A 23,082-nucleotide genomic window follows, 5' to 3' on the forward strand; every position below is an offset into this window, starting at 1 on the left:
TGCTGACGGTGACGGCGTCACCGTCAGCGGCGCCGATCTCGGCCGCGGTATCGGCCGAAAGCCGCACGACGGGTGCGCGCGCCGTCCCCGCCAGATGCGGCTCCCCGTCCTGCAGCCGGCCGCTGTCCAGCAGCATCCGCCAGCCGGTCAGCACGGCCTCGCCCTGGCCCGGCTCGGCCGGTTGCGGGCTCGCGACCTGCGGGCCGGCGGCGTGCTTGCCGCCCCACGCGCCCAGCCCGGACATCTCCTCGCGCGCCGCCTCGACAGTCGTCACATTCAGGTAGACACCCATTTCGTCGGCCAGCGCGTCCAGTACCCGGTGGTCCGATTGGCGGGCTTGCTGCGTGGTGCCGTGCAGCGCGGGGCCGAATTCCCGATGGCGGCCCTCCCAGTTGACGAACGCACCGGCCTTCTGCGTCGTCGATGCGACCGGAAAGACGACGTCGGCGCGTTCGGTGACGGCGCTGTGCCGCAACTCGAGGCTGACCACGAAGCCGGCGGCGTCCAGCGCGGCCAGCACCGCGTCCGGATCGGCGAAGTCGGCCGGTTCGACACCGCCGACCAGCAGCGCGCCCAGCGTCCCGTCCGCGGCGGCGGCCACAATGCCCGCGGCGTCACGCCCAGCGGCAGAAGGCAATTCGTCGACATGCCACGCCGCGGCGACCTGTTCGCGGGCGGTGTCGTCGGTAACGGGGCGGCCTCCGGGCAGCAGCGTGGGCAGCGCGCCCGCGTCCAGCGCACCACGTTCCCCGGCCCGGCGCGGCACCCACACCAGCCGCGCCCCCGTGGCCTCAGCGAGCCGGGCCGCCGCCGAGAATCCGCCGGGCACAGTGGCCAGGCGTTCCCCGACCATGATGACCGCGCCCGGACTGGACAACAGATCCCCGACCTCACCGGTGGCCAGGCGGTCCAGCGCCGAAGCCTCGCCGCCCGGAACGGTTTTGAGCAACCGGCCCGACATCTTTGTCAGCGCGCGGGTGGCGAACGGGGCGACGGCGTATATCGGAACACCGTTCTTGCGGGCCGCCTTGCGCAGTCGCAGGAACACGATGGGCGACTCGTCTTCTGGCTCGAACCCGACCAGCAGCACCGCCGGCGCCGACTCCAGATCGGAATAGCTCACCGTCACCGGCCGGCCCGCGACGCGGGCGGCCAGGAAGTCGGCCTCCTCGGCCGAATGCGGGCGGGCCCGGAAGTCGATGTCGTTGGTGTCCAACACCATTCGCGCGAACTTCGAATACGCGTAGGCGTCTTCCCACGTCGCCCGGCCACCGACCAGCACGCCGGTGCGTCCCCGGGCGGCCTCGAGGCCCTGGGCCGCGGCCACCAGCGCATGGGACCAGGACGCGGGTTGCAGCGTGCCGTCGGCGTCCCGGATCAGGGGTGTGGCGATGACGTCGGGCTGGGTGGCGTAGGTGAAGGCCCACCGGCCCTTGTCGCAGTTCCACTCCTCGTTGACTTCGGGGTCGTCGCCGGCCAGCCGGCGCAGCACCTTGCCGCGGCGGTGGTCGGTGCGCTGTGCGCACCCCGACGCGCAGTGCTCACACACGCTGGGGCTGGAGACCAGGTCGAACGGGCGGGCCCGGAATCGGTAGGCCATCCCGGTCAGGGCGCCCACCGGGCAGATCTGCACCGTGTTGCCCGAGAAGTACGAGTCGAACGGCTCGTTGGCGTAGATGCCGACCTGCTGCAGGGCGCCCCGCTCCTGCATGTCGATGAACGGATCCCCGGCGATCTGCTCGGAGAATCGCGTGCAGCGGGCGCACAGGATGCAGCGTTCGCGGTCCAGCAGCACCTGCGAGGAGATGTTGATCGGCTTGGCGAAGGTGCGCTTGACGTCGGTGTAGCGAGAATCGGCGCGGCCGTTGGACATTGCCTGGTTCTGCAGCGGGCATTCACCGCCCTTGTCGCACATCGGACAGTCCAGCGGATGGTTGATCAGCAGCAGCTCCATCACGCCGTGCTGCGCCTTGTCGGCGGCCTCGGAGGTCAGCTGCGTCCGCACCACCATGTCGTCGGTGGCCACGGTGGTGCACGACGCCATCGGCTTGCGCTGCCCCTCCACCTCGACGAGGCACTGCCGGCAGGCGCCGACGGGATCCAGCAGCGGGTGATCGCAGAACCGGGGGATCTGGATGCCCATCAATTCGGCGGCGCGGATCACCAGAGTTCCCTTGGGAACGCTGATTTCGACGCCGTCGATGGTCAGCGTCACCATCTCGGGCTGGCTCACCCCGTCGCCGGTCTGAGGTTTGGCCGCCTGCGTCACGCGTTACCTCCGTCTGGCGTAAGCATCGAGTCCCGGGGGTCGAAGGGGCAGCCGCCGCCTTCGACGTGCGCGACGTACTCGTCGCGGAAATGCTGGATCGACGACATCACCGGGCTGGCGGCGCCATCGCCCAACGCGCAGAACGACTTTCCCAGGATGGTGTCGGAAATGTCGGACAGCTTGTCGATGTCCTCGTGGGTGCCCCCGCCGGTTTCCAGTCGCTCGTAGATCTTGTCCAGCCAGAAGGTGCCCTCCCGGCACGGCGTGCATTTTCCGCACGACTCGTGCTTGTAGAACTCGGTCCAGCGGCGCACCGCGCGCACCACACAGGTGGTCTCGTCGAAGATCTCTAGCGCCTTGGTGCCCAGCATCGACCCGGCGCCGCCCACGCCCTCGTAGTCCAGCGGCACATCGAGGTGCTCGTCGGTGAGCAGCGGGGTCGAGGACCCGCCGGGCGTCCAGAATTTGAGCCGGTGCCCGGCGCGGACGCCGCCGGCGTAGGCGAGCAACTCGCGCAACGTGATTCCCAGCGGAGCCTCGTACTGGCCCGGGCGGGTGACGTGCCCGGACAGCGAATACAGCGTGAAGCCAGGCGATTTCTCGCTGCCCATCGACCGGAACCATTCGACCCCGTTGAGGATGATCGACGGCACGCTGGCGATGGTCTCGACGTTATTGATCACTGTGGGGCAGCCGTACAGCCCCGCCACCGCGGGAAACGGCGGCCGCAACCGGGGCTGGCCGCGCCGGCCCTCCAGCGAGTCGAGCAGCGCGGTCTCCTCGCCGCAGATATAGGCGCCGGCTCCGGCGTGCACGACCAATTCCAGGTCGTAGCCGGACCCCGCGATGTCGCGACCCAGGTAACCGGCGGCGTAGGCCTCGGCGACCGCGTTCTGCAGGCGGCGCAGCACCGGTAGCACCTCGCCGCGCACGTAGATGAACGCGTGACTGGCCCGGATCGCGTAGGCGGCGATGATGACGCCCTCGACGAGCACGTGCGGCGTCGCCAGCATCAGCGGAATGTCTTTGCACGTCCCGGGTTCCGACTCGTCGGCGTTGACCACCAGGTAGTGCGGCTTGGCGGCCGCCCCGGTGTCGCCCTGCGGAATGAACGACCATTTCGTGCCCGTGGAGAAGCCCGCGCCGCCACGTCCGCGCAGACCGGAGTCCTTGACGGTGCCCATCACCGCGTCGGGCTCCATGGCCAGGGCCTTCTTCATCGCCTGGTAGCCGTCATGGCGGTGATAGGTGTCCAACGTCCAGGACTCGGGGTCGTCCCAGTAGCGGCTGATCACCGGGGTGAGCGGCGTTGCCTGGATCGTGGGAGCACCCATTAGCGCTCCTCCCCGGGAGCGACCGACGCTGGCGGTGCCTCCATGCCGAGTTCCTTCGCCACCTTCAGACCGGCCAGCGTCGCGGCACCGGCGCCGCCCTGCCCTTGGTCGGGGCGCTCATCGGGCAGACCCGCCAGGATGCGTGAGGTCTCGCGGAAGGGACACAGCGGGGCGCCGCGAGTGGGCGGCGCGGGGTTGCCCTCGCGCAGCGAATCGACGAGTTCGCGCGCCGACTCCGGCGTCTGGTTGTCGAAGAACTCCCAGTTGACCATCACCACCGGCGCGAAATCACAAGCGGCATTGCACTCGATGTGTTGCAGCGTGATTTTGCCGTCGGGGGTGGTCTGGTCGTTGCGGACGCCGAGATGGTTCACCAGTGTTTCGAAAATGGCGTCGCCGCCCATCACCGCGCACAGCGTGTTTGTGCAGACACCGACCAGGTAGTCGCCGGTGGGGCCGCGGCGGTACATCGTGTAGAAGCTCGCGACGGCCGACACCTCGGCGCCCGTCAATCCGAGCTGTTCGCCGCAGAACTCGAGGCCCGCGGGCGTCAGGTACGTGTCCTCGGACTGCACCAGGTGCAGCAGCGGCAGCAGCGCCGAGCGCTTGTTGGGGTAGCGACCGATGATCTCCTTGGCGTCGACCTCCAGCCGCGCCCGCACCTCCGCCGAATACGATTGCGGCGCACCCTCAACGACGAATTGGCTGGGTTCTTCGGGGGGCGGTCCGAGCCGGATGAAGACCCGCTCCCCGCCGCTGCTACCGACTTCGGGCACCGTCATCGGTCGACCCCGCCCATCACCGGGTCGATGCTGGCGACCGCGGTGATCAGATCGGCGACCATTCCGCCCTCGCACATCGCGGCGACCGACTGCAGGTTGGTGAAGGACGGGTCCCGGTAATGCACGCGATAGGGGCGGGTGCCGCCGTCGCTGACCATGTGCACGCCCAGCTCGCCGCGCGGCGATTCCACCGAGACGTAAACCTGGCCCGCCGGAACGCGAATGCCCTCGGTGACCAGTTTGAAGTGGTGGATCAGCGCCTCCATCGAGCTGCCCATGATCTTTGCGATGTGTTCTTCCGAGTTGCCCATGCCATCGGGCCCGACCTTCAAGTCGGCCGGCCAGGCGATCTTGCGGTCGTCGACCATGATCGGTCCGGGTCGCAACTTGTCCAAACACTGCTCGACGATCTTGATCGACTCCCACATCTCCTTGACGCGAATCATGTAGCGCCCGTAAGCATCACACGTGTCGTCGGTGATTACGTCGAATTCGTAATTTTCATATCCGCAGTAAGGTTCGCTCTTGCGCAAGTCGTGCGGCAGGCCGGTCGCGCGCAGGATGGGGCCGGTGATGCCCAGCGCCATGCAGCCGGCCAGGTCCAGGTAGCCGACGCCCTGGGTGCGCGCTTTCCAGATGGCGTTCTCGTTGAGCAGATCGCCCATGTCGCGCAGGGGCTTCTTGAGTTCCTCGAGGGCTGCGGCGATTTCGGTTTCCGCGTTGGGCGGCAGGTCCTGCGCGACGCCGCCGGGCCGGATGTAGGCACTGTTCATCCGCAGCCCGCTGATCGATTCGAACAAGTTCAGGACGATCTCGCGCCCGCGGAAGCCGACGAACATCGGGGTCATGGCGCCCAGCTCCATGCCGCCGGTCGCCAGGGCGACCAGATGCGACGAGATCCTGTTGAGCTCCATCGTCATGACGCGGATGACGTTGACGCGCTCCGGAATCTCGTCGGTGATGCCGAGCAGCTTCTCCACGCCCAGGCAGTAGGCGGTCTCGTTGAAAAATGGTGCCAGGTAATCCATTCGGGTCACGAAGGTGACGCCCTGGGTCCAGTAGCGGTATTCGAGGTTCTTCTCGATTCCGGTGTGCAGGTAGCCGATCCCGCAGCGGGCCTCGGTGACCGTTTCGCCTTCGATCTCGAGGATCAGCCGCAACACGCCGTGGGTGGACGGGTGCTGCGGCCCCATGTTGACGATGATGCGTTCCCCGGGGTCGGCTTCGCGAGCGGCGTCGACGACCCGTTCCCAGTCCTGGCCGCCGGCGACCACGATCGTCTCGGCGGCGCCGTCATCGTGCGTCGAATCAGTGATTGTGCTCATCAGTTGTAGGCTCTCCGCTCGTCGGGCGGGGGTATCTGCGCGCCTTTGTATTCCACGGGAATCCCGCCGAGTGGGTAGTCCTTGCGTTGCGGATGTCCGTGCCAGTCGTCGGGCATCTCGATGCGGGTGAGCGATGGGTGTCCGTCGAAAATGATGCCGAAAAAGTCGTAGGTCTCGCGCTCGTGCCAGTCGTTGGTCGGGTAGACCGAAAACAGCGACGGGATGTGCGGATCACTGTCCGGCGCAGACACTTCCAGCCGGACGCGCCGATTGTGGGTGATCGACTGCAGCGGGTAGACGGCGTGCAGCTCGCGCCCGGTTTCGTGCGGGTAGTGCACCCCGCTGACGCCCAGGCAGAGCTCGAAGCGCAGGTGCGGCTCGTCGCGGAGCCGCTGGGCGACCTGCGGTAGCAGCTCGCGGCGCACGTGCAGGGTCAGTTCGTCGCGGTACACCACGACTTTCTCGATGGCGTCGGTGAATTCGGTGTCGCCGGACTCGAGCGCGTCGGCCAGCCCGTCGACGACGTCGTCGAAGTAGCCGCCGTAGGGCCGGGGGCTGCTGCCCGGCAGCGTGACCTCGCGCACCAGCCGCCCGTACCCGGACGTGTCACCGGACCCGGACGCGCCGAACATGCCGCGGCGAACGTTGATGACTTCCTCGCCGGGAGCGGGGACGGACCCTCCCACCTCGCTGGCGGCTACCTTCGGGTCGTGATCCGGTGAGCTCATCGCAGCAGTCCACGCATTTCGATCGTCGGCCTGACCGCCAGGGCCGCCTCCTCGGCTTCGGCGATGGCGCGCTCGCGGTTGACGCCGAGCGGCATTTGCTGAATCTTCTCGTGCAGCTTGAGGATTGCGTGCAGCAGCATCTCCGGCCGCGGGGGGCAGCCGGGGAGGTAGATGTCCACCGGGACGAGGTGGTCCACGCCCTGCACGACCGCGTAGTTGTTGAACATCCCGCCCGACGATGCGCAGACACCCATGGCCAGCACCCATTTCGGCTCGGCCATCTGGTCGTAGATCTGCCGGAGCACCGGCGCCATCTTCTGGCTGACCCGCCCGGCAACGATCATCAGATCGGCTTGCCGCGGCGTCGCCGAGAAGCGCTCCATCCCGAAGCGTGCGATGTCGAATCGCGGCCCCGCCGTCGCCATCATCTCGATCGCGCAGCAGGCCAACCCGAACGTCGCCGGCCACAAAGAGTTCTTGCGGACATAACCGGCGACCTTCTCGACGGTAGACAGCAGGATGCCGCCGGGCAGTTGTTCTTCCAGGCCCACGTCTTACCTCAATCCCACGTCAGGCCGCCGCGGCGCCACACGTAGGCGTAGGCCACGAAGACCGTGAGCATGAACACCACCATCTCGACCAGCGCGAACGTCCCCAGGGCGTCGTAGCTGACCGCCCACGGATACAAGAACACGATTTCGATGTCGAAGACGATGAACAGCATTGCGGTCAGGTAGTACTTCACCGGGAACCGCTGCCCGGGCCTCGCCTCTGGACCGCTCACCGACGATTCCGTGGGCTCGATCCCACACTCGTACGCGGCCAGCTTGGACTTGTTGTACCGCGACGGGCCGACGAGGCTCGCGATCGCGACCGAGCCGACGGCGAACGCGGCGGCGATCGCGCCTAGCACCAGGATGGGTATGTAGACGTTCAACTCGCTCCATGATCCGTCGTGTGGGCCGCCTTGATGCGCAGCGGCGGCCGGCGGTAACGGGCTGCTGTGACGAACCGGGTCTGGAGTGCGCCACAGTGACTTTCAACATAGCGTCGTCGGCGCGGGCGCACGTGCCCGGGGTGCTGCTATTAGCCCGGTCTTAACGTCCCCGCATCCGGGCGCGTCGTCGCTAGGGTGCTGAGCGACCGCCCACACGGTCTAGATTTCCGTGTCGGCGCAGGTGGCAGAGGTAATTGCTACCGGGCGGGCGTGCGCAGCAGGCCGAGTGCCGTGCGGCCCAACACGATGGGGTCGACGGGATGCGGGACCGCGGCCTCGGCGCGCGACCAGCTGGCCAGCCACGCATCGTCCGGGCGCCCGGTGAGGACCAGGATCGGTGGGCAGGTCGCGAGTTCGTCTTTGAGTTGCTTGGCGATGCCCATGCCGCCGGTCGGGGTCGCCTCCCCGTCGAGGATGGCCAAGTCGATGCCGCCCTCGTCCATCGTGCGGATCACCATCGGGCCGGTCGCGACCTCGACGTAGCTCAGCTCCGGCAGATCCGGGTGCAGCCGCTTGCCCAGCGCCCGCATCACTTGATCGCGCGTGTGGGCGTTGTTGCTGTAGACGAGGATCCGCAGGGCCTCGCTGGATTCGGTATTGGGGCTCGAGGCGGGCACGGTGCAGATGCTACTGGTGGCTCGGCGGTCTTACCGGGGCGCCCGCACGAAGATGGCATCCGCCGCCACCGTTGCCGTCGCGCCGATCATGCCGAACCTGTTCCAGCCCAAGTCGAACTGGGATCGGTCGACCTTGGTTTGTCCGCTGATTTGGATGGAGCCGTCCTCGAGCTCGGTGATGGTTACGGGCAGGGGTAGCGGTGCGGTGACGCCTTTGATGGTGAAGTTTGCCCGCAGATCGGCGGCTTTGCCTTTCGGCGGGCCCTCGGTGGGGTGCACGGCGGTGACGACGACGCTGATCTCGCCGAAGCGCTCGACGTCGAAGAAGTCGGCCGAGCGCAGGTGCCTGTCGCGGCGTCTGATTCCGGTGCTCAGCGACGCGGCGCGGATGTCGAGGCGGCCGAAGACCGCGCCCTTGCCGGTGAGTTGTCCGTCGCCGCTGAACTCGGTGAAGCGGCCCTTGACGTTCAGCAGTCCCCACAAGTTTCTGACCTTGAAGGTGATGGCCGAGCGATCCGGAACGATGTTCCACACGCCGGCCATCTCGGGATCGTTGAGCAGCGTTTCCAACGTCGTCATCGTCACCTCATCTCATCAGGGGAGCGATCTCCGCGGGGTCGAAGTACTCGTCGATCCGATGGATCAGCCCGTCGGTGCCCACCTTGATCACGATGCAGACGCGTAGCGAGATCGATTGTCCGGCATGGCCGGTGGCGTGCAGGACGTGTTGCTGGACGAAGCCCCCCGCCGATCCGTCATCAAAGACCTGGCGGTCGAGGATCTCGTAGTGCCGCTCGGTTGTGACGTCGATGAACCAGTCGATGACGCGCAGCGCGCGGGCCTTATCGTCATCCCGGCGGGCGCCGACGCGCCAGACGGCGATGTCGTCGCTCCACATTCGGTCGACGGTCGCCTGGTCGCCCTGTTCGATCGCCGCGAACAGGCGGTCGGCCACGTCGACGATGGCCTCGGCGGTAGCGGGCATGGCTCTGGCTCCTATTCCCCGTCATATTCACGGTCGTATCCGGGATGGGCGACCGCCAGTCGGTGGCGCACCAGGGTCCGCAGGCAAGCCGTGACGTGTCCGGCGTTTTCGTCGAGCTCACCGGCCCGGATCGCGGCGGCCAGACTGGCCTCGTCGTCGAAACCCAGGCTGGCCAGCGCCGCGCGGGCCTCCGCCGCTCCGTCGTCGAGCAGTTCGCGCTCGACGATGCGCAAGACGTTGGCGGCCACCCGGGCGTGGAAGTTGACCTGCCCGGTGGTCGCCTCTCGCACATCGGCTTGGATGAGGCGTTCGATGAATTCGGCCACCGCCGCCACCAGCTCGGCCGCCGTCGGCCGCCCATGCAGCTGCTCACCGGACGTCATGTGCGGGCCCCTTCCTCGAGCAGGTTAAGCAGATCCCACTCGGTTTCGCAGACGCGGCGCCCGATCGCCGCCAATTCCACCGAGCGGACCTGCCCGCTCAGGTGGCGCTCGGCCTGGTGCCGGCAGATGACGCCCCAGCGCAGCGTGGCCAGCACCAGCCACCAGTGAAACGCCGCGCGATCGACGCTAGCCCCGCCGGCCTCTTCGTAGGCGAGGAGAAAGCTCTCGATGCTGCCCAGCCCGCCGGCGCCGAGGCTCGGCGGCGCGCCGAAACGCCAGGCCCGGATGCAAAACCAGGCCAGGTCTTCGTAGGCCTGCCCGACGTGCACCAGCTCCCAGTCCAGAACGGCGGCAAGGTCGGATCCGTCGACGATCAGGTTTCCCATCCGGAAATCGCCGTGCACCAGCACGTTGGGCGAGGGTTGCGGCCGGTGGGCGGTCAGCCAGCGAAACCCCCACTCGAAGGTGGCCGTGGTATCGCCCATCGCGTCGAGGCGCTCGCGCCATTCCTCCAGCTGGCCCTCGTGTGTGAGGCCGGGCAGGTTCTTCTCGGCGCGGTGGATGGCCGCCAGCGCGCGGGCGCACTGTTGGAGCAGCCGCGCCCGGCCCCGTTGCCCATCGGTGTTGTCGAGCTGACGCTGGATGCGGCGGACGATGGTCTCGCCCTTGATCTCGTCGCAGACGAGGTACGGATTGCCCAGTGCGGCAGGCGAATCGTCGGCGACGAGGATGTGCGGGACGGGCGCCCCGGCGGCAGCGGCCGCGGCCTGCGCTCTTGCTTCCAGTTCCATGCCGGCGTGCATGTCGTCGGGTGCACCGGTGCGCAGGATGAGCGAACGGCGTTGGTCGTCGGTGACCGCGTCGAAGGCCCACGTGGCTCGGCTGGCGCCACCGGTGAGCGCGCGTAGGTTGGCGATCTCCAAACTCCCGGTGCCCAGGGCCGTCGTCAGCACCCCGGCCAGTTTGGACGCCAACGGTTCTGCGCTGACCGTCACTTGCTGCCAAACTTGAATAGCCGCTGGGCAACTCGGCGGATCTGGATCTCTTCGGCGCCCTCGGTGATCCGGTAGCGGCGGTGATGGCGGTAGATGTGCTCGAACGGCTCGTGCCGGCTGTAGCCGAGGCCGCCGAAGATCTGCATCGCACGGTCGGCGGCGTCGCAGACCAGCCGGTTGGCGCGGTAATTCGCCATCGACACCTTGTCGGAGACCTCCATGTGATGATTGCGGTCCAGGTGCCAGGCCGCGTACTGCACCAGCAGCCGCACCATCTGGGCCTCGGTCTGCAGCTCGGCCAGGGGCCATTGCACGGCCTGGTTGACCGACAGCGGCTTGCCGAACACCGTGCGCCGGCCGGCGTATTCCGCCGCCCGGTCGATGCAGTATTGCGCCGCGCCCAGGCTGCTGGCGGCCTGGCGAATTCGGTTCTCGTGCAAGAACGTCTGCGCAACCTCCAGGCCGCGGTCCACCTCGCCGAGCACCGCGTCGGCGGGCACCCTCACATCGGTCAACTCCACCTCGCCGTGGTCGGTGGGCATGTTGAAGGTCCACCAGTAGTACGGCACCTTGAATCCCGGCGCATCGGTGGGGACCAGGAACGCGGTGATGCCGCGGGCCTGCCCCGGCTCACCGGACGTGCGGGCGAAGATCAGATCGTGGGTGGCGCGATGCACGCCTGTGTTGAATCGCTTGGAGCCGTTGATCACCCACTCGTCTCCGTCGGGTTTGGCGTGAGTTTCCAGCCAGGTCGCATCGGAGCCGTGCGCGGGCTCGGTGAGGCCGAACGCCATCGAGCGTTCCCCGGTGATCAGCGCCTCCGACCAGGCCCGGCGTTGCTCGTCGGTGCCGAAGCGCTCCATCATGATCACCTGCGGGAAGTTCCCAACGATCGAGGATTCGTTCTGCAGGTCGTTGTGCAGGCCAAGGCCCTTGTGCGCCAGGTGTTCCCGAATGACGGCCATGTCGACATTGGAGCCGTCGCGCCCGCCCAGCGAGGCGGGTAACCCGTAACGCAGCCAGCCGGCCGCATCGGCCCGCCGGCGCATCTCGGCCAGCAGGTCCTCCCACTCGCGTGTCGGGATGCCGTCGTTGTCCCAATCGGTGCGGGCATGCTCTCGGCGCTGGTCGAAGTACTGCATGTTCTCGGCCTGCAGCGGAGCGATTTCGCGCTCGATGAACGCGTCCATGTCGGCGAGCAGTCCCGGAAGGTGTTCCGGCAGAGTGAAATCCACAATGATCTCCTCGAGATTTTTTCGTTACGACCCGTAGAGCGTTTTCTTCCAGACCGTCGACAGCGTTGCGATGGCTTCCTGGTCGCTGACTTCCAACCCCAGGCCGGACGGCCCCACGACCACGGTGGTGAAGTTTTCGAACAGCAGCGCGATGGCGGTCGCAATGTGTTCGGGGTTGAGCTCGGCCCCGTAACCCTGTTCCTGGGCGCGGCGGACCGAGGCGGCCACGATGTCCATGCCGAAACGCCGAAATTCGTTCTGGACGGCCGCGAAGCGCTGCTGGGTGGCGCCGAGCTGGGCGACGGCGATCATGATGCCGATGTTCTGCTTGAAGATGTTCCAGTAGCCGGTGACCACCGAGGTGAAGAACCCGTCGTCGTCGGGTGACTCCGGCAACCGAACACTCAGCCCGGACGGCGCCACGACCTCGTGCAAAAACGACTCGGCCAGCGCGGCCAGCAGGTCTTCTTTGTCGGCGAAGTACCGGTAGAACACGGCCGGCGATTTCCCGGCGGCGGAGGTGATGTCGGCCAGGGTGGTGCCGTGAAAGCCGCGCTCGGCGAACAGTTTACGGGCAGCTTGCTCGATGGCCTGCCTGGTCTGGCGGCCCTTGGAGGTCAGCTCTCCCGACGGCATCAGGCCCCCGGCACTTAATGTCTCTGTCGGTCGCCGGCACGCAGCAGGGCGCTCGGCAGATCATGGCCGACAACCGACTTCGCGACTTCGGCCGCAGCGATGGCGGCCTGCAGGTCGACGTCGACATCGATATCGCTGTCCCGCAGTAGGTACACCAGATCCTCGGTGGCGATGTTGCCGGTGGCGCCCGGAGCGAACGGGCAGCCGCCCAGGCCGCCGACCGAGGCGTCCAGGCGGGTGACGCCGGAGCTGACCGCCGCGTAGGCGCTGGCCAGCCCGGCGCCGCGGGTGTTGTGGAAGTGCCCGCCCAGCGGCATGTCGCCGAGAATCGGACGTAGTTGCGAGACAAGCGAACTCACCCTGCGCGGGGTGGTGGTGCCTATGGTGTCGGCGATCGAGAAGCGGTCCACGCCCCGCTCGCGAGCGGCGGCGGCGATGTCGAGCACCCGCTGCGGCGGGGTGGGGCCCTCGAACGGGGAGTCCCACGCGGTGGCGACGATCACCTCGACCGTGACCCCGCTGCCGTGCGCGATGGCCACGATCTCGCCGATCTCGTTGGTGGCCTCGGCGCTAGTGCGCCCCACGTTGGCCTTGCTGAACGTGTCGTCTGCCGCCACGACGTACTCGATCGACCGCAGGCCGGCGGCGACGGCCCGCTTGGCCCCGCCGGGGCTGGCGACCAGGGCCGAGAACTCGATGTCGGGGTAGTTGTGCAGCTGTGCCGCGAATTCGGCCGCGTCCGCCATTGACGGCACCTTGGTGGGGGAGACGAACGCGGTGGCCTCGACCTCCCGAACCCCGGTGGCGGCCACGGCCGCGAGCAGTTCCAGCTTGGCCGACAACGGGATTGGCTTTTCGATCTGCAGGCCGTCGCGCAGCGACACCTCGCGGATGTCCACGTGAGTCATAGCACCTCCTCGGCCCTTAGCTGCTCGAGTTCCTCGGCGGTCTTGCCCAGCAGCCCGATGTAGATGTCGTCGTTGTGCTGTCCGGGCCGGGCCGGGCCGGCGTTGCGGACCACACCCGGGGATTCGGACAGCACCGGAACGATCCCCGGTCCCAGAACGTTACGCCCGACGCGTTCGTCGTAGTGCTCAACCAGCATGCCGCGGGCCCGCAGCTGTGGGTCGTCGACCACCTCGGCGACCGTGTTGATCGGCCCCGAGATCACGCCTGCGGCGGACAGCGTTTCGATGATTTCGCCGGGTTGCCGTTCGGCAGCCCACGCGCCGATGATCTTGTCGAGCTCGTCCTGATTGCGGCCGCGCGCCCCATGCGTGGCGAAGCGATCGTCGGTGGCCAGTTCCGGGCGGCCCATCGCCGCGCACAGGCGCGCGAACACGGTGTCCTGGTTCGCGGCGATCACCACCCACGAACCGTCGGCGCTGCGGTAGATGTTGGACGGCGCAATGCCTTCCAGCCGGGTGCCCGACGGCCCGCGTACCACGCCGCCGACGTCGTAGTCGGGAATCGTGGATTCCTGTACGGCCAAACATGATTCGGTGAGCGCGACGTCGACCACCTGGCCGCGTCCGGTCACGCCGCGGCGATACAGGGCCGCGAGCGCGCCCTGGGCGCCGAACATCCCGGCCAGGCTGTCGCCGAGCGAAAGCGCGAGCCGGGGCGGCGGCCCGCCCGGGAAGCCGTTGAGGTGCCTCAGCCCGCTGGCGGCCTCGGCCACCGAGGCGTAACCCGCCTTGTGTGCGTCCGGCCCTGTCTGCCCGTAGCCGGAGACCCGAACCAGGATGATGCCCGGGTTGCGTTCGCTGAGCACGTCGTAGCCCAGGTTCCACTTCTCCAGCGTGCCGGGCCTGAAGTTCTCCACCACGATGTCGGATTTCTCGACGAGATCGAGGAACAGCTCACGCCCGCGCGGCCGGCGCAGGTCGAGCGTGATTGCCCGCTTGTTGCGCGCGTGCACGGTCCAGAAGACGTGGTGCCCGTCGAGCTCGGCCTGGCCCCAGGTGCGCAACGGGTCCGGGGCGCCGGGTGGCTCCACCTTGATGACATCGGCCCCCATGTCGCCCAGTAGCCGGCCCGCAAACGGTCCGGCGATCAGGGTGCCCAGCTCGAGCACCCGGATGCCGGCCAGTGGGCCGGTAGGAGTCATGCAGTCTCCGCGAAGTTGTGGCGTATCAGCCAGTCGGTGATGATCTCGACGGCCTGCCGCAGCTTATCGCGCTGGTCGGGGCCGGCGTAATAGTGCGTGGCGCCCGGGATTTCGTGCATCTCTTTGTCGGGGTGCCCGATCGCCTGGAACAGCCGCCGGGTGTGGCTGGGCGTGCAAGCGTCGTCGGCCAGGTTGCCGATCACCAGGGCGGGGACCGCGATATCGCGCCCACACTCCACGCCGTCGCCGCGGGCCTCGTCGTAGCTCCACTGCGAGAGCCAGCCGCGCAGCGTCGAGAAGCGGGCCAACCCGACGGGGCTCATGTTCACCACTCGGGGATCGCCCAGGTAGCAGGTCCCCGGCGTGCGTTCGTTGGGGTCGACGGTGGGGTCCAGCCAGCGCGGGTCGGCCATGGTGCCATGCACGACGAATCCGAACTCGTCGTCGGGGCGGCCGCTGGCCTTCAGTTCGTCGAGCTTTTTCCGGACCCACGCGGTGATCCGACGGTTGCGCTCGATCTGAGCCTCCCGGTAGCGGGCGAGGAACTCTTGGCTGTAGGGCGGCTGGTTGGGGTTGTCGGGGTTGTAGAGGTCGAGCTCGGGATCACGCTTGGTGGGGTCGGATTCGTCGAGGATGGATGCGTCCAGCCATTCGGTCAGCGTGCCGTGCCGGCTGATGTGCGCGGCGAGCAACATGATCCCGTCGGCGGCGGGCAGGTCCAGCGCGGTGAGGTCGGGGCCGTCGCCGGACGGGCTCGACGTGATGGTCGCGTGCTGCGCCTGCTGCTGATAGAACACCGACAGTGAGCCGCCGCCACTCCACCCGGCCAGCACAACCTTCTCGTAGCCCAGGCGTTTCTTGGCGTCCTTGATGCACTCGCCGAGATCTTCGACCACCTTCTCCATCAGCAGGGCCGAATCCGTGCCGCGGAACCGGCTGTTGCAGTAGATGACGTGGTGGCCGGCGCGGGCCAGGCCGTTGATCATCGGCAGGTACGCGCCGCCGCCGATCGGGTGCATGAACACCAGCACGGTATCCGACGGCTTGTGGGGCTTGAGTAGATAGCTCTCCAGCACGGTGATCTCGGCCAACCCGCCGTAGACATCGCGGACGCTCGAATTGTTCTGGAAAGCAACGAGATACGGGATTCGGTCGTAGTCGTGTTTCGCGGCGGAGTTCACGAGTGCTGTCCCAGGTCGTGTGCGAGCACCTCGGCCGAGGGTGTCAGGCGCCGGCGCGTGTCGATGGCGATGACTTGCCAGTCGACGCGCGAGTGCTCGTCGAATTTGCGGCGGGCCCGTTCCCGGGCCTTTTCCGGCGCGCCATGGTGAACCCCTTGCGGCGCATGGGAAATCAAGCCGGGCGGCATCGGGATGCCGTAGAGGGAGCCGCCGTGGAAGAACGCGATCTCGTCGTAGTCGACGTTGCGGTGATACCAGGGTGTGCGCTCGGTGCCGGGGATGCCTTCGGCGGGCCTGGGCAAGAAGTTCATCACGTAGACGCCGGTGGCCTGCATGAACAGATGGACGGTCGGCGGCAGGTGGACGCTGTCGGAGGTGATGACGTTGTAGTCGGCGATGTTGAATGTGAAGGCGAAGTTGTCGCCGCGCCAGCCCTCGACATCGATCGGATTGTGTTGGTAGTAAAGCGTTGTCGGGCCGCCATCCTCAATAGGCCGGTGCATCAGCCGGACCTCGTATTCGTCACGCCCATCATCGTCGATCGGTTCCGGTTCGGGGATCGTCGCCTGTGACGGGTCGAAGGGGAAGTGGCGGCCCAGCGAGCCGGGCGGCGGCACCCGGAATTCGTCGCTGGCTTCGATCATCAACAGTGTGGTCTCACGATCGGGCACCTGGCGCCAGGTGCATGCCTTAGGGAGGTAGACCCAGTCGCCCTCGCGGTAGCGCAGCGGTCCGAACTCGGTCTCCAGCAGCCCGGTGCCGTCGTGGACGAAGCACAGCAGATCCCCGTCGATGTGGCGGGTGTAGAACGGCATCGGTTCATGCCGGCGGCTCAGCAGGATGCGGCAGTCGGCGTTGCTGAACATCAGCAGCGGGCCACCGTTGGCGTCGGTGGCGTCGCTGGGTTTCAATTCGCTGGACAACACGTCGAGGGGGCGCAGCGGGCCCACCGCGCGGTAGGCGGTGGGGTCGTTGCGGCGGTAGATGTTGGCGGTCCGGCCGGTGAATCCGCCGCGGCCCAGCTCGTCGTCCTTGAGGCCGTCAAGATCGGCGTGCAGCCGGCGTGGCGTTTTCCCTTTTCGCAGGTGAACGAAGGATTCCATGGCGGCTCCAGGCTCGGGTAGGACACAAAACCACGCAAAACTGAAAGTGACATTACTTTTTCTTTTGCGCTCGCACAAGGGCACGTCTCGTATCCGCGAGACATAAACCATTGCGCACCGCCCCGGCGTGTTTTCGCTGACGTTTATGTGTCGCCGACCAACGCGGCCCGATCAAACGTCGCGGGCGCGCGTCAATCGCGGACGCGGACGACGACCTTCCCTTTGGCGGTGCGGTTCTCCAGCGACGCGACCGCCGCGGCGGCCTGCTCCAGCGGGTAGACCTCGGGCGTGGGCGGCGTCAGCCGGCCCGAGCTGAGCAGGCCCTCGAGGCCGGCCCACTGCTCGGCGAGGGCGTCCGGGTGCGTGGCCGTCCAGGCGCCCCAGCCCACGCCGACGACGTCAATGTTGTTGAGCAGCAGGCGGTTCACCTTCACGGTCGGAATCTCCCCGCCGGTGAACCCGATGACCAGCAGCCGTCCGCCCGGGGCGAGCGAGCGCAATGAATCGGTGAACCGATCGCCCCCGACCGGGTCGACGACCACGTCGACGCCGCGGCCGCCGGTGAGCTCCTTGACCGCGTCCTTGAAACCTTCGGCCAGCACCACATCGGTGGCGCCGGCCGCCGTCGCGACGTCCGCCTTGTCTTCGGTGCTGACGACCGCGATGGTCCGCGACGCCCCGAGCAACGACGCCAGCCGCAGCGTCGACGTCCCGATCCCGCCGGCGGCGCCGTGCACCAGCACCGTCTCACCCTGGCCCAGCCGGCCACGCACGGTCAGCGCGAAGTACACCGTCAGGTCGTTGAACAGCAGGCCGGCGCCCGCCTCGAAACTCACGTTGTCCGGGAGCTTGAACACCCGATCGGGTGAGAGGATCGCGACCTCGGCCATGCCGCCGGACAGCATCGTCAGGCCGACGACCCTGTCGCCGGGACCCACGTGAGCGCCGTCCGGCGCGGAGCGCACGACGCCGGCGATCTCCGCGCCGAGCACGAACGGCGGCTCCGGCCGGTACTGATAGAGGCCACGGGTCAGCAGCGCGTCGGGGAATGCCGCCCCGGCCGCGTGCACCTCGACCACCACGCCGTCACCCGAGGGTTCGTCGACGTCGCTTACCTCGATCGCGTCCGGACCATCCAGCCGAGTCACCCGTGCAGCGCGCATGGTCGGAAAGCCTACTTTCAGCTCAAAATCCGCCGGCGACCCGCACCACCGCCCGGCCGGTGAATGCGCCGGCACGTACCCGATCGATCACGCCGACGACGTCTTTGACGTCGACGTCGCTGACGACCGCGTCCAGATGACGCGGCCGCAACGAGTCACCCAGCAGCGCCCACAACTTCCGGCGCCGGGCGATCGGCATCAGCACCGAGTCCATCCCCAGCAGGGCGACGCCGCGCAGGATGAATGGCATCACCGTGGTGTGCAGGGCCGGACCCCCGGTGAGGCCGCTGGCGGCCACCGCCCCGCCGTAGTCGACGGCGCTGAGCACATCGGCCAGCGTCGCGCCGCCCACGCAGTCCACCGCCCCGGCCCACCGCGCCTTGGCCAGCGGCCGCGGTTTGGCGTCGGGATCCTCGGGCAGCCGCCCGATAACCTCCGCGGCGCCAAGCTCTTTGAGCAACTCGGTGGCCTCTTCCTTGCCGCTCGAGGCCACCACCCGATAGCCGGCGGCGGACAGTAGGTCCACGCTGACGGAGCCGACCCCGCCGGAGGCGCCGGTGACGACGACGGATCCGGCGTCGGGCTTGATGCCCCAATCGATCAGCGCCTGCACGCTCATCGCGGCGGTGAACCCGGCGGTGCCGATCGCGGCGCCCTCGTGCGCGCTCAGGGCGCCGAGCGCCACCACGTGGTCGGCCGGCAGCCGCGCGTATTCCGCGTAGCCGCCGTGATGACCGGTGCCGATCGCGTACCCGTGGGCCAGCACCTGGTCGCCGACGGCGAAATCGGCCGACTGCGACCCGACCACTTCGCCGGTCAGATCGATGCCCGGCACGACCGGGTAGTCGCGCACCACGCCGCCCTTCGGCGTCAGCGCCAGCGCGTCTTTGAAGTTGACGCTCGAATACAAGACCCGGATGGTCACCTCACCGGGCGGTAGGTCGGATTGGCTCAGTGTCTCGACCGACGCGGTGATCCGGTCACCGTCTTGCCGCGCGACCAGCGCGTGAAAAGTGTCCATTCCTCGACGCTAACCTCACCGTATGGATTCCTTTCCACTCGGTAGCGTTTCCGTCGCCCGCATCGGCTTCGGCGCGATGCAACTGCCCGGCCCGAACGCGTTCGGGCCGCCGCGGGATCGCGACGAGGCGCTGGCGGTGCTGCGCCGCGCCGTCGAGCTCGGCGTCAACCACATCGACACCGCTCAGTTCTACGGCCCCGACGTCGCCAATGAGCTCATCCGCGAGGCGTTGCATCCGTACCCGGAGAACCTGGCCCTGGTGAGCAAAGTCGGCGGCCACCGCGACGACACCGGCGCCTGGCTGCCATTCACCGAGCCCGCCGACTTGCGCCGTGACATCGAAATGAATCTGCTCACTCTCGGCGTGGACCAGCTAGCCGCGGTCAACCTGCGGGTGTTCGAGAGCGAGGGGCCGGACCAACTGTTCGACGACCAGCTCTCGGTCATGATCCAAGCCCGTGACGAGGGATTGATCGGCGGCATCGGGCTGAGCAACATCAACCGCGATCACCTACTGCACGCGCTGGAGCGCACCGAGATCGCCTGTGTGCAAAACGCTTTCAACCTGATCCACCGGGAGTCGGCCGGGGTGCTGGACGAATGCGCGGCCCGGGGAATCGCGTTCGTCCCATTCTTCCCACTAGGGGCCGCCTTCGTCCAGCCGAACCCGGTGCTCACCAACCCGCTGGTGCAGCAGATCGCGGAGCGGATCGGGCGCACCCCGGCCCAGGTCGCGTTGGCGTGGACGCTGAGCGTGGCGCCCAATGTGCTGCTCATCCCGGGCACCTCGTCCGTGCGGCACCTGGAGGAGAACCTCGACGTCGCCTCGATCGAGCTCGACGACGAAAGCCGCGAACGGCTGAACGCGGTCCGTTGATGCGCGTCAGACCCGCGACCGCCGCCGATGCCGCGGCGTGCGTCGAGATCTATCGCCCGTACGTGCTGGACACCGTGATCACGTTCGAAACGGAGGTCCCGACGGTCGAGGAAATGGCGGCACGCATCGTCGACGCGCGGGTGACGCACGAATGGCTGGTGCTCGACGTTGACGGGGACGTCATCGGTTACGCCTATGCGCACCAGTTCAATTCGCGCGCCGCCTACCAGTGGTCGGTCGAGACGAGCGTCTACCTCGCCCAGGGCCGGCGAGGGAAGGGCGGTGGCCGAATGCTCTACGCCGAACTGCTGCACCGGCTCACCGAGCGTGGTTTCCGGCGCGCGTTCGCCGGCATCGCCCAACCCAACGACGCCAGCAATGCGTTACATCGGGCGTTCGGCTTTCGGCCCGCGGGCCATTACCGCAGGGTCGGATGGAAACTCGGCGCGTGGCATGACGTCTCGTGGTGGCAGCTCGACCTGCCGAACGACGGGGACGACCCGCCGCGGCCGATCGCTACTTGAGCTCGGCCGACGACAGGCCCAGCAGGCGACGCGCGACCACCAGCTGCTGGATCTGCTGAGTGCCCTCGAAGATGTCCATGATCTTGGAGTCGCGTGCCCACTTCTCCAACAGCGTGTGCTCGGAATAGCCTGTGGTGCCAACCAATTCGACGGCCTTGAGGGTGATGTCGCTACCCACCCGCCCCGCTTTGGCCTTGGCCATGGACGCCTCTTTGGAGTTGGGAATCTGGTTGTCCGCCTGCCACGCCGCCCGCAGGGTCAGCTGGTAGCTGGACTCCCAGTCGGCCTCCATCCGCAGGAACTCGGCCGCGGCGGCGCTTTGGACGTGTGAGGGCTTGTCGTAGGAGATCTCGACACCGGCCTCGGTCAGGATCTTGCGCAGTTCCTCCAGGGCTGCCCGGGCAATCCCGATGGCCATCGCGGCCACCACCGGACGGGTGTTGTCGAACGTCTCCATTACCCCGGAAAAGCCCTTGCCCGATTCGATTTCCGGGTTGCCGAGCAGGTTGTCCTTCGGAATGCGGGCGTTGTCGAACCGGATGACGGCGGTGTCGGAGCCCTTGATGCCGAGCTTGTTCTCCAGCCGCTCGACGGTGACGCCGGGGTGTTCGCGCGGCACGATGAACGATTTGATCGCCGGCCGTCCCTGCGATTTGTCCAGCGTTGCCCACACCACGATGTGCGTGGCCCGCGAACCCGCTGTGACGAAGATCTTTTCGCCGTTGATCACGTATTCGTCGCCGTCCAGCTTCGCGGTGGTGGACACCGCCGCGGAGTCGGATCCGAAACTCGGTTCGGTGATGGCCATCGCGGCCCAGACCCGGCCCAGCCGCTGCAGTTGTTCATCGGTGGCCACCCCGGAGATCGCCGCGTTGCCCAGGCCCTGATAGGGGATCGACAGCATCATCGCCGCGTCCCCCCAGCAGGCCTCCAACGTCTGCAGGACCGCGGCCATGTTGGCGCCGTTGCGGTTTTCCTCCTTGCTTTCACCGCTGCGGAACGCATCGGCTCCGGCGAGGCCCAGGGCGTTGGACTCGGCTGCTCCGGCGAACAGGCTGGCCAGCGTGTCCAGCTCGACGGGGTAGGCGTGCTCTTTGAGGTCGTACTTGCGGGCGATCGGTCGCATCAGCTCCGCGCCGGCCTGGTGCGCCTTGTCGATCACCGCTTGCATCTTGCGGGGCAGTTCCAGATTGATTGCCATGATTGGTCTTTCGCTTCAGAAGTAACGAGCTAGATGACGACTTGGATGACGACTTAGATGACGACTTAGATGACGACGACGCCCTCGGCGACACCGATGGCCCGCAGGTCCCGGTACCAGCGTTCGACCGGGTGTTCCTTCGTGTAGCCGTGGCCGCCGAGCAGTTGCACGCCGTCCAGCCCGATTTGCATGCCCTTGTCGGCGCCGAGCCGCTTGGCCAGCGCCGCCTCGCGGGCGAACGGAAGGCCCTGCTCGGCGCGCGCTGCGCCGCGCCAGGTGATCAGCCGCAGCCCATCGAGTTCGATCGCGATGTTGGCGCACATGAACGCGACGGCTTGGCGGTGGGCGATCGGCTCGCCGAACGCTTCGCGCTCTTTCACATACGGGATGACGTAGTCGAGAACCGCGTGCGATGTGCCGACTGCCAGCGCCGCCCAGCCCAGCCGGGACAGCGCGAGCGCCTCGGAGTAGTCGTCGTCGGTCGCCTCGTCCTCGCCCAGCCTGGCGTTGGCCGGAACCGACACGCCGGAGAGTTCGACCTGGCCCAGGGCCGCCGAACGAATCCCCATGCTCGGATCCGCCTTGACGGTAAGGCCTTTGGTGGATGACTCGACGATGAACAGCGCCGGTTTGCCGTTCAGTTGCGCGCCGACGATGAACAGCTCGGCGTCGGCCGCGGCGGGGACCAACGACTTCACCCCGTCGAGCCGGTATCCGCTCGGTGTCCGCACGGCAGTGGTCCTCAGCCGGGTGGGGTCGAACAGCGGCTGTGGCTCCGCGATGGCCACACACGCCTGCGGGACGTTCTCGCCGGCGAACTCGGGCAGGTACGTGGCCTGCTGGTCCGCGCTGACCCATTGGGGCGCCCCCCCCCGCCCCCCCCCCCGGGGCGCGCGGTGCGCCCGCCCCCCCCGGCGCGGCCGGGGGGCGGGGCCGCCCCCCCCCCCCCCCGGCCCCCCCGCCCCCCGCCACTCCTCCCGGCGCCAGAATCGGCAGCGCTAGACCCATGTCGCCGTAGGCGAGGGCCTCCGCCGCCAGTACGTTGGTGACGCTGGAGCGGTGCGCGGCGATCCCCTCGAAGTCCTCGGGGATGTTGATCGCGGTGATGCCCAACTCGGCCGCCTTGGCGATCAGATCCGGCGGGTAGGTCGCGGCCTCGTCGGCGTCGGGCGCCGCGGGCCGCAGCACCTCTTCGGCGAAATCCTCGAGGGTCTCGACGATCATCTTCTGCTCATCGTCGGGCGTCAGGTCGTAGTAGTCCTTGCCGCTCGACTTGAGCCGGGTGGGTCCGCCGCGAAGGTTCTGAACCCGTTTGAACTGCCGGCTGGTGGCGCCGGCAGTGGAGAAGATCGTCTTGGTGCCGTAGCGCAGGGCCCGGTTGAGCGGGTCGCGCAGATGGTATTTGTCCAGAAACTCCTGCCCGACGAGCGGGGTGAGTAGCGCCATGGTGATATCGATCCCGGTCCGCCGGTGCGGTTGCAGCCCGACGCCGGTCTTGCGGCCGCGCCGCCGGAAGCGCGAACGCGTGGATTTCGACGATTGAGTCTTCTTTGAACCGGTCATTTCGGCAGCCTCGGTCGTTGGGGCGATGCGGATGACGCTATCTTACTCCGGAG

The 23,082-nt window shown here is 67.8% G+C and carries 23 protein-coding genes and 2 pseudogenes; 2 read left to right on the forward strand and 23 right to left on the reverse strand.

Annotation, left to right across the window (positions count from 1 at the left end; translation table 11 throughout):
• The 20 genes from A5736_RS13465 to A5736_RS13560 form a co-directional block, all read right to left on the reverse strand.
• Positions 1-2,269 (reverse strand): NADH-quinone oxidoreductase subunit G (locus A5736_RS13465; protein ID WP_076246737.1); only part of this gene is annotated, 2,269 nt, incomplete at its 3' end.
• Positions 2,266-3,603 (reverse strand): NADH-quinone oxidoreductase subunit NuoF, encoded by a 1,338-nt coding sequence (gene nuoF / locus A5736_RS13470; protein ID WP_076124022.1) that lies wholly within the window; start codon positions 3,601-3,603, stop codon positions 2,266-2,268. The genes A5736_RS13465 and nuoF, both read right to left, overlap by 4 nt.
• Positions 3,603-4,385, reverse strand: coding sequence for an NADH-quinone oxidoreductase subunit NuoE (nuoE, locus tag A5736_RS13475; protein ID WP_076124018.1), 783 nt, complete (start codon positions 4,383-4,385; stop codon positions 3,603-3,605). The genes nuoF and nuoE overlap by 1 nt, the downstream gene beginning before the upstream one ends.
• Complete coding sequence (nuoD, locus tag A5736_RS13480) at positions 4,382-5,710, reverse strand: NADH dehydrogenase (quinone) subunit D (RefSeq protein WP_076124016.1); 1,329 nt, start codon at positions 5,708-5,710, stop codon at positions 4,382-4,384. Before nuoD ends, nuoE begins: the two co-directional genes overlap by 4 nt.
• Entirely contained in the window at positions 5,710-6,438 is a 729-nt protein-coding gene (locus tag A5736_RS13485; RefSeq protein ID WP_076124014.1) for an NADH-quinone oxidoreductase subunit C, read from the reverse strand. The genes nuoD and A5736_RS13485 overlap by 1 nt, the downstream gene beginning before the upstream one ends.
• Positions 6,435-6,989, reverse strand: coding sequence for an NADH-quinone oxidoreductase subunit B family protein (locus A5736_RS13490; protein ID WP_076246739.1), 555 nt, complete (start codon positions 6,987-6,989; stop codon positions 6,435-6,437). The genes A5736_RS13485 and A5736_RS13490 overlap by 4 nt, the downstream gene beginning before the upstream one ends.
• Positions 6,990-6,997: 8 nt before the next feature.
• Positions 6,998-7,375 (reverse strand): NADH-quinone oxidoreductase subunit A, encoded by a 378-nt coding sequence (locus tag A5736_RS13495; protein ID WP_076124012.1) that lies wholly within the window; start codon positions 7,373-7,375, stop codon positions 6,998-7,000.
• 257 nt (positions 7,376-7,632) lie between these two features.
• Positions 7,633-8,052, reverse strand: a complete 420-nt coding sequence (locus A5736_RS13500; protein ID WP_076124010.1) for a response regulator transcription factor — start codon at positions 8,050-8,052, stop codon at positions 7,633-7,635.
• A 30-nt stretch (positions 8,053-8,082) separates the two neighbouring features.
• Positions 8,083-8,631, reverse strand: coding sequence for a YceI family protein (locus A5736_RS13505; protein ID WP_076124202.1), 549 nt, complete (start codon positions 8,629-8,631; stop codon positions 8,083-8,085).
• 7 nt (positions 8,632-8,638) lie between these two features.
• Positions 8,639-9,037: a nuclear transport factor 2 family protein gene (locus A5736_RS13510; protein ID WP_076246740.1), complete on the reverse strand. Its 399-nt coding sequence runs from the start codon at positions 9,035-9,037 to the stop codon at positions 8,639-8,641.
• 11 nt (positions 9,038-9,048) lie between these two features.
• On the reverse strand, positions 9,049-9,420 hold the full coding sequence (locus A5736_RS13515; protein ID WP_076246742.1) for a DUF6285 domain-containing protein: 372 nt from the start codon (positions 9,418-9,420) through the stop codon (positions 9,049-9,051).
• Positions 9,417-10,415: a phosphotransferase family protein gene (locus A5736_RS13520; RefSeq protein WP_371328381.1), complete on the reverse strand. Its 999-nt coding sequence runs from the start codon at positions 10,413-10,415 to the stop codon at positions 9,417-9,419. The genes A5736_RS13515 and A5736_RS13520 overlap by 4 nt, the downstream gene beginning before the upstream one ends.
• Complete coding sequence (locus A5736_RS13525) at positions 10,412-11,650, reverse strand: acyl-CoA dehydrogenase family protein (protein WP_076246744.1); 1,239 nt, start codon at positions 11,648-11,650, stop codon at positions 10,412-10,414. Before A5736_RS13525 ends, A5736_RS13520 begins: the two co-directional genes overlap by 4 nt.
• A 24-nt stretch (positions 11,651-11,674) precedes the next feature.
• Positions 11,675-12,286 (reverse strand): TetR/AcrR family transcriptional regulator, encoded by a 612-nt coding sequence (locus A5736_RS13530; protein WP_076246746.1) that lies wholly within the window; start codon positions 12,284-12,286, stop codon positions 11,675-11,677.
• Between the two features lie 14 nt (positions 12,287-12,300).
• Positions 12,301-13,194 (reverse strand): hydroxymethylglutaryl-CoA lyase, encoded by an 894-nt coding sequence (locus A5736_RS13535; RefSeq protein WP_076246747.1) that lies wholly within the window; start codon positions 13,192-13,194, stop codon positions 12,301-12,303.
• Positions 13,191-14,396: a CaiB/BaiF CoA-transferase family protein gene (locus A5736_RS13540; RefSeq protein WP_076123995.1), complete on the reverse strand. Its 1,206-nt coding sequence runs from the start codon at positions 14,394-14,396 to the stop codon at positions 13,191-13,193. Before A5736_RS13540 ends, A5736_RS13535 begins: the two co-directional genes overlap by 4 nt.
• A complete protein-coding gene (locus A5736_RS13545; protein WP_076246749.1) occupies positions 14,393-15,577 on the reverse strand; it encodes a S9 family peptidase in 1,185 nt (394 codons plus the stop codon). Before A5736_RS13545 ends, A5736_RS13540 begins: the two co-directional genes overlap by 4 nt.
• Entirely contained in the window at positions 15,574-16,680 is a 1,107-nt protein-coding gene (locus tag A5736_RS13550) for a homogentisate 1,2-dioxygenase (RefSeq protein ID WP_076246751.1), read from the reverse strand. Before A5736_RS13550 ends, A5736_RS13545 begins: the two co-directional genes overlap by 4 nt.
• A 191-nt stretch (positions 16,681-16,871) precedes the next feature.
• Complete coding sequence (locus tag A5736_RS13555; protein WP_076121915.1) at positions 16,872-17,843, reverse strand: NADPH:quinone oxidoreductase family protein; 972 nt, start codon at positions 17,841-17,843, stop codon at positions 16,872-16,874.
• 22 nt (positions 17,844-17,865) lie between these two features.
• Positions 17,866-18,864, reverse strand: coding sequence for an acryloyl-CoA reductase (locus tag A5736_RS13560; RefSeq protein WP_076246752.1), 999 nt, complete (start codon positions 18,862-18,864; stop codon positions 17,866-17,868).
• A 22-nt stretch (positions 18,865-18,886) separates the two neighbouring features.
• Between A5736_RS13560 and A5736_RS13565 the strand changes: the two genes are divergently transcribed.
• Positions 18,887-19,741 carry an oxidoreductase gene (locus A5736_RS13565; protein ID WP_076246754.1) on the forward strand — a complete coding sequence of 285 codons (855 nt, stop codon included), beginning with the start codon at positions 18,887-18,889 and terminating at the stop codon, positions 19,739-19,741.
• Complete coding sequence (locus A5736_RS13570; RefSeq protein WP_076246755.1) at positions 19,741-20,265, forward strand: arsinothricin resistance N-acetyltransferase ArsN1 family B; 525 nt, start codon at positions 19,741-19,743, stop codon at positions 20,263-20,265. The genes A5736_RS13565 and A5736_RS13570 overlap by 1 nt, the downstream gene beginning before the upstream one ends.
• Here the strand turns inward: A5736_RS13570 and A5736_RS13575 are convergent.
• The 3 genes and pseudogenes from A5736_RS13575 to A5736_RS27235 all read right to left on the reverse strand — a co-directional run.
• On the reverse strand, positions 20,258-21,466 hold the full coding sequence (locus A5736_RS13575) for an acyl-CoA dehydrogenase family protein (RefSeq protein WP_076121876.1): 1,209 nt from the start codon (positions 21,464-21,466) through the stop codon (positions 20,258-20,260). The two genes, A5736_RS13570 and A5736_RS13575, sit on opposite strands and share 8 nt — an antisense overlap.
• 65 nt (positions 21,467-21,531) lie before the next feature.
• A pseudogene (locus A5736_RS27230) lies at positions 21,532-22,323 on the reverse strand (acyl-CoA dehydrogenase family protein); the annotation flags it as partial.
• Positions 22,324-22,425: 102 nt separating this feature from the next.
• Positions 22,426-23,029 (reverse strand): annotated as a pseudogene (locus tag A5736_RS27235) (acyl-CoA dehydrogenase family protein); the annotation flags it as partial.
• Between the last annotated feature and the right edge of the window lie 53 nt (positions 23,030-23,082).

The sequence above is a fragment of the Mycobacterium sp. SP-6446 genome (assembly GCF_001954045.1).
In the GTDB taxonomy this organism is placed as follows: Bacteria; Actinomycetota; Actinomycetes; order Mycobacteriales; family Mycobacteriaceae; genus Mycobacterium.

Excerpts from the sequence above, each read along its gene's own strand:
- nuoD (WP_076124016.1), bottom strand. The coding sequence starts at position 5,710 with ATGAGCACAATCACTGATTCGACGCACGATGACGGCGCCGCCGAGACG.
- A5736_RS13560 (WP_076246752.1), bottom strand. The coding sequence starts at position 18,864 with ATGGACACTTTTCACGCGCTGGTCGCGCGGCAAGACGGTGACCGGATC.
- A5736_RS13510 (WP_076246740.1), bottom strand. The coding sequence starts at position 9,037 with ATGCCCGCTACCGCCGAGGCCATCGTCGACGTGGCCGACCGCCTGTTC.
- nuoF (WP_076124022.1), bottom strand. The coding sequence starts at position 3,603 with ATGGGTGCTCCCACGATCCAGGCAACGCCGCTCACCCCGGTGATCAGC.
- A5736_RS13505 (WP_076124202.1), bottom strand. The coding sequence starts at position 8,631 with ATGACGACGTTGGAAACGCTGCTCAACGATCCCGAGATGGCCGGCGTG.
- A5736_RS13550 (WP_076246751.1), bottom strand. The coding sequence starts at position 16,680 with ATGGAATCCTTCGTTCACCTGCGAAAAGGGAAAACGCCACGCCGGCTG.
- A5736_RS13530 (WP_076246746.1), bottom strand. The coding sequence starts at position 12,286 with ATGCCGTCGGGAGAGCTGACCTCCAAGGGCCGCCAGACCAGGCAGGCC.
- A5736_RS13485 (WP_076124014.1), bottom strand. The coding sequence starts at position 6,438 with ATGAGCTCACCGGATCACGACCCGAAGGTAGCCGCCAGCGAGGTGGGA.
- A5736_RS13555 (WP_076121915.1), bottom strand. The coding sequence starts at position 17,843 with ATGCGCGCTGCACGGGTGACTCGGCTGGATGGTCCGGACGCGATCGAG.
- A5736_RS13570 (WP_076246755.1), top strand. The coding sequence starts at position 19,741 with ATGCGCGTCAGACCCGCGACCGCCGCCGATGCCGCGGCGTGCGTCGAG.
- A5736_RS13535 (WP_076246747.1), bottom strand. The coding sequence starts at position 13,194 with ATGACTCACGTGGACATCCGCGAGGTGTCGCTGCGCGACGGCCTGCAG.
- A5736_RS13540 (WP_076123995.1), bottom strand. The coding sequence starts at position 14,396 with ATGACTCCTACCGGCCCACTGGCCGGCATCCGGGTGCTCGAGCTGGGC.
- A5736_RS13575 (WP_076121876.1), bottom strand. The coding sequence starts at position 21,466 with ATGGCAATCAATCTGGAACTGCCCCGCAAGATGCAAGCGGTGATCGAC.
- A5736_RS13515 (WP_076246742.1), bottom strand. The coding sequence starts at position 9,420 with ATGACGTCCGGTGAGCAGCTGCATGGGCGGCCGACGGCGGCCGAGCTG.
- A5736_RS13565 (WP_076246754.1), top strand. The coding sequence starts at position 18,887 with ATGGATTCCTTTCCACTCGGTAGCGTTTCCGTCGCCCGCATCGGCTTC.
- nuoE (WP_076124018.1), bottom strand. The coding sequence starts at position 4,385 with ATGACGGTGCCCGAAGTCGGTAGCAGCGGCGGGGAGCGGGTCTTCATC.